The sequence below is a fragment of the Micromonospora polyrhachis genome, from assembly GCF_014203835.1.
In the GTDB taxonomy this organism is placed as follows: domain Bacteria; phylum Actinomycetota; class Actinomycetes; order Mycobacteriales; family Micromonosporaceae; genus Micromonospora_H; species Micromonospora_H polyrhachis.
This window is the reverse complement of record NZ_JACHJW010000001.1, coordinates 2,516,380-2,531,349: the sequence shown is the minus strand read 5'-3', so window position 1 is coordinate 2,531,349 and position 14,970 is coordinate 2,516,380. Positions and strand designations below refer to the sequence as shown.

14 protein-coding genes are annotated in these 14,970 nt (G+C 70.2%); 10 read left to right on the top strand and 4 right to left on the bottom strand.

Translation table 11 applies throughout. The features are described from left to right. Positions 1–17: 17 nt before the first annotated feature. Positions 18–545, top strand: coding sequence for a hypothetical protein (locus FHR38_RS10675; protein WP_184534521.1), 528 nt, complete (start codon positions 18–20; stop codon positions 543–545). A 16-nt stretch (positions 546–561) separates the two neighbouring features. After that, positions 562–1,161 carry an RNA 2',3'-cyclic phosphodiesterase gene (gene thpR / locus FHR38_RS10670; RefSeq protein WP_184534520.1) on the top strand — a complete coding sequence of 200 codons (600 nt, stop codon included), beginning with the start codon at positions 562–564 and terminating at the stop codon, positions 1,159–1,161. Between the two features lie 17 nt (positions 1,162–1,178). On the opposite strand, the gene FHR38_RS10665 is transcribed toward thpR, so the two are convergent. The 4 genes from FHR38_RS10665 to FHR38_RS10650 all read right to left on the bottom strand — a co-directional run bounded on the left by FHR38_RS10665 (position 1,179) and on the right by FHR38_RS10650 (position 6,081). After that, positions 1,179–2,165, bottom strand: coding sequence for an aldo/keto reductase (locus tag FHR38_RS10665; protein WP_184534519.1), 987 nt, complete (start codon positions 2,163–2,165; stop codon positions 1,179–1,181). A gap of 108 nt (positions 2,166–2,273) precedes the next feature. Continuing rightward, positions 2,274–3,353, bottom strand: coding sequence for a septation protein SepH (gene sepH, locus FHR38_RS10660; RefSeq protein WP_184534518.1), 1,080 nt, complete (start codon positions 3,351–3,353; stop codon positions 2,274–2,276). A 211-nt stretch (positions 3,354–3,564) separates the two neighbouring features. Further along, positions 3,565–4,692: a phosphoserine transaminase gene (gene serC, locus FHR38_RS10655; protein ID WP_184534517.1), complete on the bottom strand. Its 1,128-nt coding sequence runs from the start codon at positions 4,690–4,692 to the stop codon at positions 3,565–3,567. 282 nt (positions 4,693–4,974) lie between these two features. Continuing rightward, positions 4,975–6,081 (bottom strand): citrate synthase 2, encoded by a 1,107-nt coding sequence (locus tag FHR38_RS10650; protein ID WP_184534516.1) that lies wholly within the window; start codon positions 6,079–6,081, stop codon positions 4,975–4,977. 256 nt (positions 6,082–6,337) lie between these two features. On the opposite strand from FHR38_RS10650, the gene pdxH reads away from it, so the two are divergent. The 8 genes from pdxH to FHR38_RS10610 all read left to right on the top strand — a co-directional run bounded on the left by pdxH (position 6,338) and on the right by FHR38_RS10610 (position 14,921). Next, entirely contained in the window at positions 6,338–6,994 is a 657-nt protein-coding gene (gene pdxH / locus FHR38_RS10645; RefSeq protein WP_246446439.1) for a pyridoxamine 5'-phosphate oxidase, read from the top strand. 2 nt (positions 6,995–6,996) lie between these two features. Beyond that, positions 6,997–8,370, top strand: a complete 1,374-nt coding sequence (locus FHR38_RS10640; RefSeq protein WP_312882537.1) for an MFS transporter — start codon at positions 6,997–6,999, stop codon at positions 8,368–8,370. 136 nt (positions 8,371–8,506) lie between these two features. Beyond that, positions 8,507–9,451: an aldose 1-epimerase family protein gene (locus tag FHR38_RS10635; protein WP_184534515.1), complete on the top strand. Its 945-nt coding sequence runs from the start codon at positions 8,507–8,509 to the stop codon at positions 9,449–9,451. A gap of 11 nt (positions 9,452–9,462) precedes the next feature. Then, entirely contained in the window at positions 9,463–10,077 is a 615-nt protein-coding gene (locus tag FHR38_RS10630; protein ID WP_184534514.1) for a nitroreductase family protein, read from the top strand. Positions 10,078–10,271: 194 nt separating this feature from the next. Further along, positions 10,272–10,571: a type II toxin-antitoxin system VapB family antitoxin gene (locus tag FHR38_RS10625; protein WP_184534513.1), complete on the top strand. Its 300-nt coding sequence runs from the start codon at positions 10,272–10,274 to the stop codon at positions 10,569–10,571. A gap of 41 nt (positions 10,572–10,612) precedes the next feature. Then, positions 10,613–11,773 (top strand): acyl-CoA dehydrogenase family protein, encoded by a 1,161-nt coding sequence (locus FHR38_RS10620; RefSeq protein WP_184539501.1) that lies wholly within the window; start codon positions 10,613–10,615, stop codon positions 11,771–11,773. Between the two features lie 158 nt (positions 11,774–11,931). Further along, positions 11,932–12,759, top strand: coding sequence for a DUF4230 domain-containing protein (locus tag FHR38_RS10615; protein WP_246446437.1), 828 nt, complete (start codon positions 11,932–11,934; stop codon positions 12,757–12,759). A gap of 248 nt (positions 12,760–13,007) precedes the next feature. Continuing rightward, positions 13,008–14,921, top strand: a complete 1,914-nt coding sequence (locus tag FHR38_RS10610) for an arabinofuranosyltransferase (protein WP_184534512.1) — start codon at positions 13,008–13,010, stop codon at positions 14,919–14,921. The last annotated feature ends 49 nt before the right edge of the window (positions 14,922–14,970 follow it).

Sequence of the window (14,970 nt, the reverse complement as noted above, 5' to 3'; positions counted from 1 at the left end):
GCCTAGCGTCGGAGGATATGGCCGTCGTGCACGCACTCGTGCTGGCGCTGGCACTCCTCGCGGTGGTGTGCCTGCCCGCCGCAGTTGCCGCGATCATCTGTGCCGACGAGCTGATCGAGCGGTTCGTAGGTGCCCTCGCCGAATGGCGAACGGCCTGGCGGGACCGGCGTACCATCCGGCGGCTCGACCGCGCCGTCGAGGCCGACTCACTCTCCCGTGACCTGGACCTCACCGTGTTCGACCAGGCGGATCGGATGTCCATCGAACGGATCGCCGCCGACCTGCACCGCCTCGGTGGGCAGCGGCTCGGCCGGCGCCGCCCGCACCTGGCCGTCGGTCGCTCGTCGTACTGGCACGAGGGGTTGGTGCGGGCGTACGACGAGCGCCTCCGGATGGCCAGCCGGGCACTGGGGGTGGCGGAGCACCTGGCCGACCTCGACGGCTTCGACCTGGAGATAGAGCGGATCCGGGTGGAGGGTGAACTACAGGCGGCCGGTCTGCACCTGCCCACCGCCACCACCGAACGGCGGCGGGAGCAACGATGAGACCCGGGACGGCACCTTGCGACTCTTTGTGGCGCTCTATCCCACTCCCGAGGCGGTGGACGACCTCACCGCGCAGGTGGTCCGACTGCGGATCGGGGAACTCGCTGCCACCGGGGTGAACGTCCGGCTGACCAACCGGGAGACCTACCACGTGACCCTGGCGTTCCTGGGCGAGGTCGACGACGCCCGCCTGCCCGACCTCGAAACGGCGCTGGACCGGGCCGCCCGGGGCTGGCGCGGCCCGGCAGGCGTACCCGTGACCGGTGGAGATGACCTACCCCGGCTCCGGTTGGCCGGTGGCGGTCGGTTCGGCCAGGACCGCTCCACCGTGCTGTGGGTGGGGCTACGTGGGGATCTCGTGGCGCTGCGCCGGCTCGGTGCCGCCGTACGACGTGAGCTGCGGCGGGTCCGGGTGTCCTACGACGTGCGACCGTACCGGCCGCACCTGACCGTGGCCCGTCCCGGTGAGCGGGCGACCCCGGCCCTCGTCGAGGCCGACCGGGAGACCCTGGACGGCTACTTCGGACCGTCCTGGCCGATGTCCGAGATGGTGCTGGTACGAAGCCACCTCGGATATCGCTCACTACACCACCGGCTGGCGTCATGGCCGCTCTGACCCTCGTCAGGCGGAGGTCACCAGGCCCAGGCTTCGGGGCCGGGACCGCCCTGGCCGACCGGCGGGAACAGCTCGTCCAGCTTGGTCAGCACCTCGTCGGAGAGCCGCACCTGTAGTGCGCCGAGGTTCGCGTCGAGCTGCGCGACGGTCCGGGGGCCCACGATGGGCGCGGTCACGCCGGGGCGGGACAACAACCAACCGAGCGCGACATCGGCCGGGTCGTGGCCAAGTTCGGCACAGAGCTTCTCGTACGCCTCGATGGTCGGCCGGTGTGCGGTCAGGGCGTCCGCTGCGCGACCGCTCCTGGCCCGCTCCGCGCCCCCCTCGGACAGCTTGCGGATGGCCCCGCCGAGCAGCCCGCCGTGCAGCGGCGACCAGGGGATGATGCCGAGACCGTACTGCTGGGCGGCCGGCACCACCTCAAGCTCGACGTGTCGGGTCATCAGGTTGTAGATGCACTGCTCCGACACCAGCCCGAGGAAGTGTCGCCGGTTGGCCGACTCCTGGGCGGCGGTCAGGTGCCAACCGGCGAAGTTGGACGAGCCGACGTAGAGCACCTTGCCCTGGGCGACCAGGGTCTCCATGGCCTGCCAGATCTCCTCCCACGGGGTGGCCCGGGAGACGTGGTGCATCTGGTAGAGGTCGATCCAGTCGGTCTGTAGCCGACGGAGCGAGTCCTCACAGGCCCGGATGATGTGTCGGGCGGAGAGTCCCTGCTCGTTGGGCCAGTCGCCCATCTTGCCGTAGACCTTGGTGGCCAGGACGACCTTTTCTCGGCGGCCGCCGCCCTGGGCGAACCAGCGGCCGATGATCTTCTCGGTGATGCCCTCACCGGTCTGCCAGCCGTAGACATTGGCGGTGTCGTAGAAGTTGATCCCGTGTTCCAGCGCCCGGTCCATGATCTCGAAGCTGTCCGGCTCACTGGTCTGCGGCCCGAAGTTCATCGTGCCCAGACAGAGCCGGCTGACCGACAGACCGGTACGTCCCAGGTTCGTGTAGTCCATCGGTCCACCCTGTCATGCGGACCGGGCATGCGCCGGCCAGGAGGCGATGAGGACCGACCAGGAACTCCCGAGTTCCGACCACATGCGTGGCCGGAACCCTCGCGTCGGTCAGGAACTTTCGCGAGCCGCCGGACCGCCACCGAAGAGTACGTCGTCCCAGCTCGGCAGGCGCTTGCGCGGCTTGCCGGCAGCGTCACCCGACTCACCAGCCGCCGTGGCACCGGCAGTACGCCGGGGACGGAGCACCGCCAGCGAGGGAACCGCTGGAACTTCCTTCGGCGCGTCGGCGTCATCGTCGAAGGCCGAGCCCTGGCCGCCGCCGAGCAGCGCGGCCGCACCGCCACTGACCGCCCGCTTGCGGGGCGTCTCCTGACCAGCGAGCGCGGCCGGTGCGGTCGGGTCCAGACCCCGCCCGGCACTCGATCCGAGCGGCCGGTCGAGGGAGGCGAGCAGGGCATCACGCCCGGCCCGGATCGGATCCCGGGTCGGCCGAGGCTCGGGGGCCGCCGCAGGCAGGCCGTGCCCACCCCGACTCGGCTCGCCACGCGACGGGCCGGGCAGGGCGTGCCCGCCGGCCCGTTCCGGCACCGGCTCCTGACCGAGGATCGGCGCGGCTGGCCGCTCGGCGCAGAGGTATTTCGCCATGTCGTCGTGGGGCGTGACGAACTGTCGGGTCTTGTCGAGATCCCAGACCGCCTGGGCGGTGGCCTTGCCGGACGGCCAGGTGGCGACGATCCGCCACGTGCCGTCGTCACGGCGGAACGCGTCCCAGGAGATCTTCTCGGTGTCGATGCCGTGCTGGGCCAGCCGGCCGTCCACGACCTCGGAGAGCGGGACGCTCTTGTCGGAGGTCCGCAGCCGGGTACGCCGGGCGTGCTGGGCGAGCATGGCCCGCTCCTGGAGCACCGGTCCGGCGTAGCGCAGCACCCGGTCGACCGGTACGCCCGCGATACGGGCGACGTCCTCGGCGGACTCGCCGGCCCGGATCCGGGCCTGGATGTCCCGTGGAGACAGGGAAGGGGCGAAGTCGTTGGCGGTGGCCACACTGAGGGGAACCCCGCCCGGCTCGGCCTGGAGAACCGTGGCCACCCGCTCGTCGATGGGCAGCGCAAGAAGGCGACCCACCTCGTCGGTGAGCACCAAGGCCTGGCCGTCCTCGGAGAGGGCGACGAAGCGTACTGGCCGCATCTCGTTGCCTCCGTCCGCGTCGCTGGACCCACGCCGTCCGCGGGCATCACGCCACGAGTCAGCCACCCGGGCGTCCTTGACACGGTACGCCGGTGTGTCACCTGGTGGGGGGAGGCCACGCCCGCATGTCGTCGGTGAGCTGCGTGGATCGATCTCCAGCCGGGATCGTCCGGCGGGTATCCGACAGCTCGGACACCCGCCGGACCTGGCGTCAGAGTCGCTCGACGACGTAGTCGATGCAGCGGGTCAGGGCCTCGACGTCGGCCGGCTCCACCGCCGGGAACAGCGCGATCCGTAGCTGGTTGCGGCCCAACTTGCGGTACGGCTCGGTGTCGACGATGCCGTTGGCGCGCAGTGCCTTGGCGATCGCGGTGGCGTCGACACTGTCAGCGAAGTCGATGGTCGCCACCACGTTGGAGCGCAGTGTGGCATCGGTCACGAACGGGGTCGCCACGGCGGAGCGCTCGGCCCAGCCGTACACGATCCCGGCGCTTTCGGCCGTGCGCTTGGCCGCCCAGGCCAGCCCACCCTGGGAGTTCATCCAGTCGGTCTGCTCGGCGGCCAGGAAGATCGTGGCGAGCGCCGGGGTGTTGTAGGTCTGCTCCAGCCGCGAGTTGTCGATCGCGGTGACCAGGTCCAGGAAGGCCGGGATGTAGCGGCCGGACTCCTTGATCGCGGTGGCCCGGGCCAGGGCGGCCGGGGACATCAGCGCGATCCAGATACCCCCGTCGGAGCCGAAGCACTTCTGTGGGGCGAAGTAGTAGACATCGCTCTCGCGTACGTCGACGTCGAGACCACCGGCGGCGGAGGTGGCGTCGACCAGCATCAGCGCGCCCTCGTCCGCGCCGGCTACCCGTCGGATCGGTACGGCCACACCGGTGGAGGTCTCGTTCTGCGGCAGGGCGTAGACGTCCACCCCGGCCTCGGCGACCAGCGTCGGAGCCGAACCCGGGTCGGCCTTGTGAACGGTGGGCTCGCCGAGGAACGGTGCCTGCTTGACGGACTTGGCGAACTTCGCCCCGAACTCGCCGAAGCTGGCGAACTGGGCCCGGTCCTGGACCAGGCCGAAGGTGGCGACCTCCCAGAACGCCGTGGTGCCACCGTTGCCGATGATCACCTCGTAGCCCTCGGGCAGGGAGAAGAACTCGGCGATTCCGCGCCGCAGCCGGGCTACCTGGTCCCGGACCGTCTTCTGCCGGTGCGAGGTGCCGAGGTAGGTCGTGGCCACTTCGGCGAGTGCGGAGACAGCCGCCGGCCGGACCTTGGACGGGCCGCAGCCGAACCGTCCGTCGGCGGGCTTGATCTCGTCGGGAATCCGAATCGTCGGTACGTCAGCCACGGTACGAAGATCCTTCCGGGTGGGCCGGCGGGCCCGCTGAGCTGGCAGACCCGGCCTACGGTTCCACCAGCGCGGACACGCTGTGGAGCCGGGACGGGCGGATGACCCGGCGGCGCTGCCGGAGGGCTCCATCCTGTCATCCGGACCTCGCCGGAGACTTGCTGGTCCCACGGCGAGGGCTGAGGTGTAGCCCACAATTCGGCCGCAGATGTTAGGAAGGGCCCCTTCCCAGCGTTTTCTGCCTGGGAAGGGGCCCTTCCTAACCACTTATGAGCGACGCGCTCAGACGCCGTGCGGGATGGCGTCCCAGCCTTCCACCCCGGCGGGCTTACGGGGGGCCGGCCCGACGTAGCGGGCGGAGGGCCGAACCAGTCGGCTCAGCCGCTTCTGTTCCAGGATGTGCGCGCTCCAGCCGCCCATCCGGGCGCAGGTGAACATCGAGGTGAACATGTGCGCCGGCACCTCGGCGAAGTCGAGAACGACCGCCGACCAGAACTCGACGTTGGTGGCCAGCACCCGGTCGGGCTTGCGGGTGTGCAGTTCCGCCAGGGCCGCCTTCTCCAACGCCTCGGCCACCTCGAAGCGGGGTGCGCCCAGCTCCTTGGCGGTGCGCCGCAGCACCCGGGCCCGGGGGTCCTCGGCCCGGTAGACCCGGTGGCCGAAGCCCATCAGCCGTTCGCCCCGGTCGAGTACGCCCTTGACGTACCCCTCGGCGTCGCCGCTGCGCTCGACCGCCTCGATCATGTGCAGTACCCGCGACGGCGCGCCACCGTGCAGCGGGCCGGAGAGCGCCCCGATGCCGGAGGAGATGCAGGCCGCCGCGTCGGCACCGGTGGAGGCGACGATCCGGGCGGTGAAGGTGGAGGCGTTCAGCCCGTGCTCGGCGGCGGAGATGAAGTAGGCGTCGACCGCCTTGACGTGCCGGGGGTCCGGCTCACCCCGCCAGCGCTTCATGAACCGCTCGACGATGGTGGAGGCCTTGTCGATCTCCTTCTGCGGTACGGCCGGCAGGCCGAGACCACGCGCCGACTGGGCGACGAAGGAGAGCGCGGTGACCGAGACCCGGGCCAGGTCCTCGCGGGCCTGCTCGTCGGAGATGTCCAGCAGTTGGGAGAGCCCCCAGTACGGGGCGAGCATCGCCACGGCGGACTGGACGTCGACCCGGATGTCCCCGGAGTGCACCGGTACGGGGAAGGGTTCGGCCGGGGGCAGGCCGGGGCCGAACCGACCGTCGACGAGCAACGCCCAGACGTTGCCGAACGAGACCTGGCCGATCAGATCCTCGATGTCTACACCGCGATAGCGCAGCGCGCCGCCCTCTTTGTCGGGTTCGGCGATCTCGGTCTCGAAGGCGATCACGCCCTCCAGGCCCGGCTTGAAGTCGGACATTCTTCTCTCCTGGATCTGGTTGTCCGTGCACTCTGGCTCGTCCGCGTGGTCGGAAAAGCTCCTTAGGCGACCCTCAGGGATGTATTCGTGTCATCTTGCCTGCTGAGTAACCCGGTTGCGACCCTGCCCAGGTGTGCTATGCCCAACAGCGCGGACCGTGATTCAGATCAACGGCGGTGGGTTTCCAAACCGCTCGACCGGTCCGCCGGTGGGCTCACCGGTCCACCAGTCGGCGGGACGAATCCGGGAGAGTGTGATGGAGGACACGGTGCGGGCGGCAGGCATGCGTGACGACTACGCGGGGGACACCGGGCTGTCCCGGACCGGCCTGGCCGCCGACTGGTGGACGCAGTTCGACCGGTGGTTCGTCGAGGCCGTCGAATTCCGGCTACCCGAACCGAACGCGATGGTGTTCGCCACCGCCGACGCCGCCGGGCGCCCCAGCAGTCGGACCGTCCTGCTCAAGGGGTACGACCAGCGGGGATTCGTCCTCTACACCAACCACGAGTCGCGCAAGGGCGTGGAGGCGCTCGCCAACCCGTACGCCAGTCTGGTGTTCCCCTGGTTTCCGATGCACCGGCAGGTGGTGGTCTGCGGTGGGGTGACACCGGTCGACCGGGCAGAGACCGAGGCGTACTTCGCCAGTCGGCCGCGCGGATCGCAGCTCGGCGCCTGGGCGAGCCCGCAGTCCCGGGTGCTGCCGGACCGGGCCGACCTGGACGCGCGGTTCCAGGCTGCCCTGGCGCGGTTTCCGGAGGGCGAGCCGGTGCCTCCACCGCCGCACTGGGGTGGGCTGCGGGTCGAGCCGGAGACCGTGGAGTTCTGGCAGGGGCGGACCAGCCGGTTGCATGATCGATTGCGCTACCGTCGCACCGACGAAGGAGTGTGGACCATCGAGCGGCTGGCACCTTGAGCATTGTCAGAAAGGGCCCCCTGCAAGACGGGAAGCGCGAAGAAAAGGCCCTTCCTTCACGGTGGGCGATCGACGTACGCCCGCTGCGCGTACCGCCCTACCGGCGGATGTGGCTGGGAAACGCCGTATCGATGTTCGGGTTCCAGTTCACGGCCATTGCCGTGCCCGTCGAGATGTACGACATCACCGGCGGCTCCTTCTGGGTAGGGCTGCTCGGGCTGGCCGGTCTGCTGCCGCTGCTGGTGTTCGGCCTCTGGGGTGGTGCGGTCGCCGACGTCGTGGACCGGCGTCGCCTGCTGCTGGCCAGCTCCACCCTGATGTGGCTGTCCACACTCGGGCTGCTGGCCCAGGCACTGGCCGGGGTGGAGAACCCGGTGCTGCTGCTCGGCCTGGTCGCGGCCCAGTCCACCGCCTTTGCGGTCAGTTCACCGGCTCGCGGCGCGATCATCCCGCGACTCGTGCCGACCGCCCTGGTGCCGGCTGCGAACACCCTCAACTACACCACCCACCAGGCATGCGCGGTGTTCGGTCCGCTCACCGCCGGCCTGATCTTCGCGGCCTGGTCGTACGACGTGGCGCTGCCGATCGCGTACGGGGTCGACGCGCTGCTCTTCTCCGTGTCCATGTGGGCCACGATTCGACTGCCGGCCATTCCGCCGGAGTCGGATCCGGCGGAGGAGCGAGACGCGACACCTGCGGGTGGGGCGGCGGTCGGCCGGTCGGGAACACCGAGCGGCCGGCGGGCCTCCTTCGGCCTGCGCGGCATCCTGGACGGGTTCCGCTATCTGGCCACCGCACCCGTGCTGCTGTTGTCGTTCGCGATCGATGTCATCGCGATGGTGCTGGCAATGCCCCGGACCCTGTTTCCCGAGGTGGCGCAGGAACGGTTCGGTGGCGGTACGGCGGTGGGCTGGCTGTACAGCGCCATCGCCATCGGTTCGGTACTGGGCGGACTGACTTCGGGCTGGATCGGCCGGGTACGCCGTCAGGGCGTGGCCCTGGTGGTCGCGGTGGTCGGGTGGGGGCTGGCGGTCGCGCTCGCCGGACTGGCTCAGCAACTTTGGCTGGTGGTCGGGCTGCTCGCCCTGGCCGGCGCGGCAGACCTGGTCAGTGCGGTGTTCCGGCAGTCCATGCTGCTGGTCTACGTACCGGACCGGATGCGGGGCCGGCTCCAGGGCATCAACACCGTGGTGGTGGCTGGTGGCCCTCGGCTGGGTGACCTGCGGGCCGGGGCGAGCGCCGCCGCCTTCGGCGTCGGCACCGCCTGGGTGGGCGGTGGGGTGGCGGCGGCGGTGCTCGCCGTGCTGCTGGCGCTGGCCTTCCCGGCACTGTTGCGTTACCGGGTCGCGGCGGCGGACCGGACGGCTGGGCCGTGACGGGACCGGGCGGCTGTTCCATGACGGGACCGGGCGGCTGGACCATGACGGGACCGGGCGGCTGGACCGTGACGGGACCGGTGCCGGTCAGGCCAGCTCGGCACGGGGCCGGCTGGGAACGGTTATGGTCCAACCCATGGACAACATCGACGTGGGCCCTCGACCCCCGTCCGGTGCACAGTGGACAATCAAAGCGGACGGGCACGAGGCGGTCGTGGTGCAGGTCGGCGGCGGGCTGCGCGCCTACCGGGCCGGCGGCGTGGACTACCTCGACGGCTATGCCGAGGACGAGCTGTGCGTCGGTGCCGCCGGGCAGGTGCTCGCCCCGTGGCCGAACCGGATCCGCGACGGTCAGTACACCTTCGCCGGCCGCTCGTTGCAGGTGCCGCTGACCGAACCGGCTCGGCACACCGCGATCCACGGCCTGGTCAACTGGCTGCCCTGGCGGCTCGTCGCGCACGAGGCCGACTCGGTGACCGTACAGGGGGATCTGCCGGCGCAGCCGGGCTATCCCTGGCCGCTGCTGCTACGTACGGTCTGGCAGGTCGGCACGGACGGCCTGCGGGCCACCCACGAGGTGACCAACCTGGGGGACGAGCCGGCCCCGTTCGGTCTCGCGGTCCACCCCTACCTGCGGCTACCCGGCGTGGCCGTCGACGATCTGTGGTTGCGGGTGCCGGGTCGCCGTCGGCTGCTGGTCGACGGGCGCGGGTTGCCCATCGGTGCGGCGGAGGTGGCTGGCGACGGATACGACTTCAGCACGCCCCGACGGATCGGTGGTCTGGTGCTCGACACGACCTTCGGTGACCTCGACCGGGAGACCTCCGGCGGGTCTGGTGTCACCCTGGCCAGTGCCGACGGCGCCGCCGAGGTGAGCGTGTGGGCCGACCCGGAGTTCGGCTGGTGGCAGGTGTTCACCGCCGACTCGCTGGCTGGCGAGCGACACCGCCGGTCCGTGGCGGTCGAGCCGATGACCTGCCCACCGGATGCGTTCCGCTCCGGGCAGGATGTGATCACACTGGTGCCGGGCCAGCCCTGGCGGGCCAGTTGGGGCATCCGCCCCGGCGGCCGGCTCGGCTGACGGCGGGCGGTATGGAGTTCACGAAGGTCGTACGGCGACGACGAATGGTGCGCGACTACGACCCGGATCGGCCGGTCCCGCCCGAGGTGGTGGAGCAGCTGCTGGACCATGCCGTACGTGCCCCGTCGGCCGGTTTCACCCAGGGCTGGGGTTTCCTGGTGTTGGAGACGGCGGTGGACCGGGAACGGTTCTGGGCGGCGACCAGCCCGGTGCAGGACGCCGGCAGTCGGGGCCGTGGCCGGTGGTTGGCCGGTATGCGACGGGCCCCGTTGATCGTGGTGCCACACGCCAACCGCGCCGCCTACCTCGACCGCTACGCGGAGCCGGACAAGGGCTGGACGGACCGGGACGAGGGGCGCTGGCCGGTGCCCTACTGGTTCGTCGACACCGGCTTTGCCTCGCTGTTGATGCTGCTCACAGCGGTTGACGCGGGGTTGGGAGCCTGCTTCTTCGGTATCCCACCGCAGCGGGTCGCGCCGTATCGGGCGGTGTTCGGCGTACCGGAGGGCTTCGCCCCAGTCGGTGCCATCACCATCGGCTATCCGGCCCCGGACCATCGATCGCCGTCCTTGACGCGGGGACGCCGGCCGGTCGAGCAGGTCGTGCATCGGGGGCAGTGGAGCTGAGAACCTACCCTGGACAGGGTTCAAGCATGGATGGTCGCAGTAACGAAACTGACATCCGGCAACAAACCGTGTTGTCGTCGGTGGTCGCTAGGCTGGCACGGGTCGCACGGTGCGGCGTGTCGGAACGGGGTCGGGTGCCGACAGCGCCAGCGACCCGGTAGGTCAGCTCGGCCAGGGGAGGGGAGCGTGCCGTCGTGATCTTCAAAGCGGTTCGGGATGGGCGTCCCTACCCCGAGCACGGGCTCACGCTCAAGCAGTGGGCCGAGATTCCGCCGCGGCCACTGCGGCTCGACCAGTTGATCACCACGAAGCGGGAGTTGGCTCTCGACAAGCTCCTCGCCGAGGACAGCACCTTCTATGGCGACCTGTTCCCGCACGTCGTGCAGTGGAGCGGGGGGCTCTACCTGGAGGACGGGCTGCATCGCGCCCTGCGCGCCGCCCTCCAGCAGCGTAACCAGATCCACGCTCGGGTGCTGCTGCTGCCCGCGCCGTGACGGACCACGCCTGAATAGTCGTTAAGGTGGCGGTCATGAGCATCGCCCCGCTTGACCTGCTCGACCTCGACGTCTCCCTGACCAGTGAGGAGCTACAGGTCCGCGCGGTCGTACGCCAGCTCGTGGCCGACCGGGTTCGGCCCGAGGTGGCCCGCTGGTACGAGGACGGCACCGCGCCGGTCCGCGAGCTGGCCGGCGAGTTCGGTCGCCTCGGCCTACTCGGCATGCACCTGACCGGGTACGGCTGCGCCGGTGCCTCGGCGATCGCCTACGGGCTGGCCTGCCTGGAGCTGGAGGCGGGCGACTCGGGCATCCGGTCCCTCGTCTCGGTGCAGGGCTCGCTGGCCATGTACGCCATCTGGCGTTACGGCAGCGAGGAGCAGAAGCAGCAGTGGCTGCCCCGGATGGCCGCCGGCGAGGTGATCGGCTGCTTCGCGCTCACCGAACCGGACCACGGCTCCGACCCGGCCTCGATGACCACCCGGGCCCGGCGGGACGGCACCGACTGGGTGCTCACCGGTACCAAGACGTGGATCACCAATGCCCCGGTGGCGGAGGTGGCGGTCGTCTGGGCTCGGACCGAGGCCGGAGTACGCGGTTTCGTCGTACCGCTGGCCAGCCCGGGGGTGACGGTCCGGGAGATCCGGCACAAGATGTCGCTGCGTGCCTCCGCGACCGGCGAGATCGCGCTCGACGACGTACGCCTGCCCGCCGACGCGGCGCTGCCGGACGCGGCCGGGCTCAAGGCCCCGCTCTCCTGCCTGACCGAGGCGCGGTACGGCATCGTCTGGGGGGCGCTCGGCGCGGCTCGGGACTGCCTGCACACCGCCCTGGACTACGCGCGTACCCGGGAGCAGTTCGGCCGGCCGCTCGCCGGGTTCCAGCTGACCCAGGCGAAGCTGGCCGACATGGCGGTCGAGCTACAGAAGGGCTACCTGCTGGCGTTGCACCTGGGGCGGCTGGCTGACGCCGGGACGCTGCGCCCCGAGCAGGTCAGCGTCGGCAAGCTCAACAACGTACGGGAGGCGCTGGCGATTGCTCGGCAGTGCCGCACGATCCTCGGGGCGAACGGGATCAGCGGTGAGTATCCGCTGCTGCGTCATGCCAACAATCTGGAGAGCGTGCTGACCTACGAGGGGACCTCGGAGATCCACCAACTGGTGATCGGGCAGCGACTGACCGGGGTGGCCGCCTTCACCTGAGCCGTACTGAGCCGCCTGAGCTGCTGACCTGCCGGGCGTACTGAGCCGCCTGAGCTGCTGATCTACCGGGTCGAGCGGTCCGACCCCGGGTTGCGAGGCGGGCTCCGATTCGCGGGTGTCGTACCGGAGCCGTACCGTTTCAATCAGACGGTTGTCTGATGAGGACGGTGAGGGCGATGTCCCGTAACGGAGATGTCAACGAGCCCACCCGGGAATTCCCGGAATATGCAAAAGGCCAGGCCAGGCCCGGTCTTGCCAGCAGCTCCACGGTAGAAGAGGATCAGCCCGACCTGACCGGTGACCCGTCGACGACCGCCCGACCGGAGCTGGTCGACTCGGCGTCCGGCGGGCGCGGGCGCGGGTTGTTCTGGCTCGCCGGGATCGTCGGGCTGGCGATCGTCCTGGTGCTCGGGGTGCAGGCGACCGGGTTGTGGCCGAGCTGGCGTAACCCGTTCACCCAGGAGCAGACCGACCGCAGCCAGCCGCCGCTGCTCAAGTCGATCCAGGATCTCAGCCGCTACGTCGCCGCCGAAGGCACCTTCCAGGTGGTGATCGACCTCCAGAAGGACCGCAAATACGTGCCGGACTTCCTGCTCGGCGAGCGGACCCTCTTCGTCGGCGCGGGTCGGGTGGAGTCGTACGTCGACTTCGGGAAGATCGCCGAAGGGGCGGTGGTCGAGTCGGCCGACCGGAAGACCGTGGAGATCAAGCTGCCGGCTCCCCAGCTCGGCGAGCCCAACCTCGACCTCGCCAACAGCTACGTCTTCGCCGAGAAGCGGGGGTTGGTCAACCGGATCGGTGACGTCTTCGGCGGCGACCCCAACCGGCAACGCGAGGTCTACCAGCTCGCCGAGGAGCGGATCGCCACCGCTGCCCGGGACAGCGGGCTCGGCACCCGGGCCCAGGAGAACACCCGGAAGATGCTCGAAGGTCTGCTCCGGTCCCTGGGCTACGAAACGGTCACGATCACCTACCTGGTCCCCTGAGCCTCGACACTCGTCGGTCGACCGCGAAGGCGGCAGCTGCGGTGCGGGAGTGATCCCACGTCACTTCCGCACCGCAATCGTGTCCCCGGGGCCGCTGGTTCGCCGGGTAACCTCTACCGTCATCGTCGAACGCTCGACGAAGACTCCGCCAGTCGGGTCACGTCACCTGACCGGAGATCGCGCGAGACGCCCAGCTGCGGCGCCCCAGCGTGCTTCGCCGCCGATATCTGACTCCCGGGAGAACGCCTGTGGCCCACTCTGCCGCCAGGGAAAAGCAGCCTGCCGATCTGGCTGGCGCCGAGTCCGGGCACGAGCCCGGTGGCGCGGCCACCCCGACCGGCGACGTCAGGGCCGGGGAACGGCCGACCAAGGGTGCCGGACGGGGGCCGGTCGGACGCTGGATCAACGGTGGCACGGTCGCGGTCCTCACCTGGCTGGTGGCCTCGCCGGTGGTCTTCTTCCTACCCACATTGATCGGCCAGGACCCGCTTTCCTCCCGGGCCACGACCATGCCACTGGTCGCCGCCGTCTGCCTGGCCATCGGCGGGTTCATCGTGGCGAGTCGCTGGTCCGGTCAGATCGTCGCCGGGTTGGCCGCCGGACTGGCTGCCGCCTGGATGACGTTGATGTTGCGGGCGGCCCTGGTCGGCACACCGTTCGGGTTCGGCGGACTGTACGGCGACATGGGCCGGACCACCGCGTCCGCCACCCGGTACACCGACACCATCGTCAGCTCCGACACCCTGGTGCCGTCGCTGCCGTCGGAGTATCCGCCGTTCTACACGTGGCTGGTGGGCCGGGCCTCCCTGCTGTTCGACATACCGGCGTGGAAGCTGATCGCCGATGCCGAGGTCCTGTTCATGTCGGCCTCGATCCTCGTCGGGTTCCTGCTGTGGCGGCGCCTGGTGAACGACTGGGTGGCGTTGGCGATCACCGGCATGGCGATGGTCGCCTGGTCCGATCCGCGTAAGGCGTACGAGGTGATTACCCTGGTCGTCTTCGTGCCCTGGGCGTTGGAGGTCTTCGCCCGGACACCCCGGGTACGGATGCACTGGCTGCCCGCCGGACTGCTCGGTGGTTTCATCGCGATGACCTACCAGGCGTGGATGGTCTACGCCGCCCTGGGCCTGATCGCTCTCGTGGTGATCGCCTGGCGTACCGAGCCGGACCGTTGGGCGTACCTGCGGCGGCTCGGACTGGTCGTGGCGGTCGCCTTCGTGGTGTCCTCCTGGTATGTGGTGCCGTTCATCTGGGCCACCTTGACCGTCGGCGGACAGCAGGTTTCCGACCTCTACGCCTCGTCCTCGGTCAACCAGGGGCTCTTCCCGTTCCTGGAGTTGACGCCGCTCGGTCTCCTGCAACTGGTCGGCCTGGTCGGGCTGGTGTGGCTTTGGCGCTCGGCGTGGTGGGCCCGGCCGCTCCTGGTGATGATCATCGGCGTGTACGCGTACCGGATGGTGATGATGGTCCGGTTCGGGCTGACCGGCCACACCGGCTTCCTGCACTACACCATGCGCCTCTACACGGTGCTGTTCGTCATCGCTGGGGTGCTGGTCCTGGCCCATGTCGCGCCGATCGTGCTGCGCCGGCTCCGGGTGACCCCGCCCCGCCGGGCGGCCGGTGCACTACTTGCGGTGGTCCTTGCCTGGTCGGCCATCGGCTTCACCATCACCTGGATGCCCCCGGACAACCGGTACGCGCTGGACGCACACAAGGAGCCGCTGCCTGGCGGTGGATATCCGGAGTTCGCCCCGAACGAGGGCCGGCGGGACTGGTTCCCGGTGGATCAGGTGCGCCAGGCGGTCGAGGGGGTGCTGGGGCCGGATCCCCGACGGGTCACCCTCGCCGCTGACGACCGGCTCTACTCCTACCTGCCCTGGCCGGGATACCTGGACATCAATCGCACCGCCGGGGCGACGCTGTCGCACTGGGACGACCGGTTCGCCGAGATCAAGCGGCTGGTGGCGACCACCGACCCGAAGGCGTTCGCCGCCGCCTCGCGGGAGACCGAGTTCGGACCGATCGACATCTTCGTCCTTCGCGAGAAGCCGGATGGCTGGACCTGGGGCGGCCAGCGGTTCACTCCGGCGCAGTTCGCGCCGGAGTACTGGACGGTGGTCGACGACCTGGAAGCGGATTTCGTGGTGGTGATCCGCCGCTGACGGGCTCCGGGGCGGCCGGCGGGCCGGCCGCCCCGGACCCGGGGTTCGA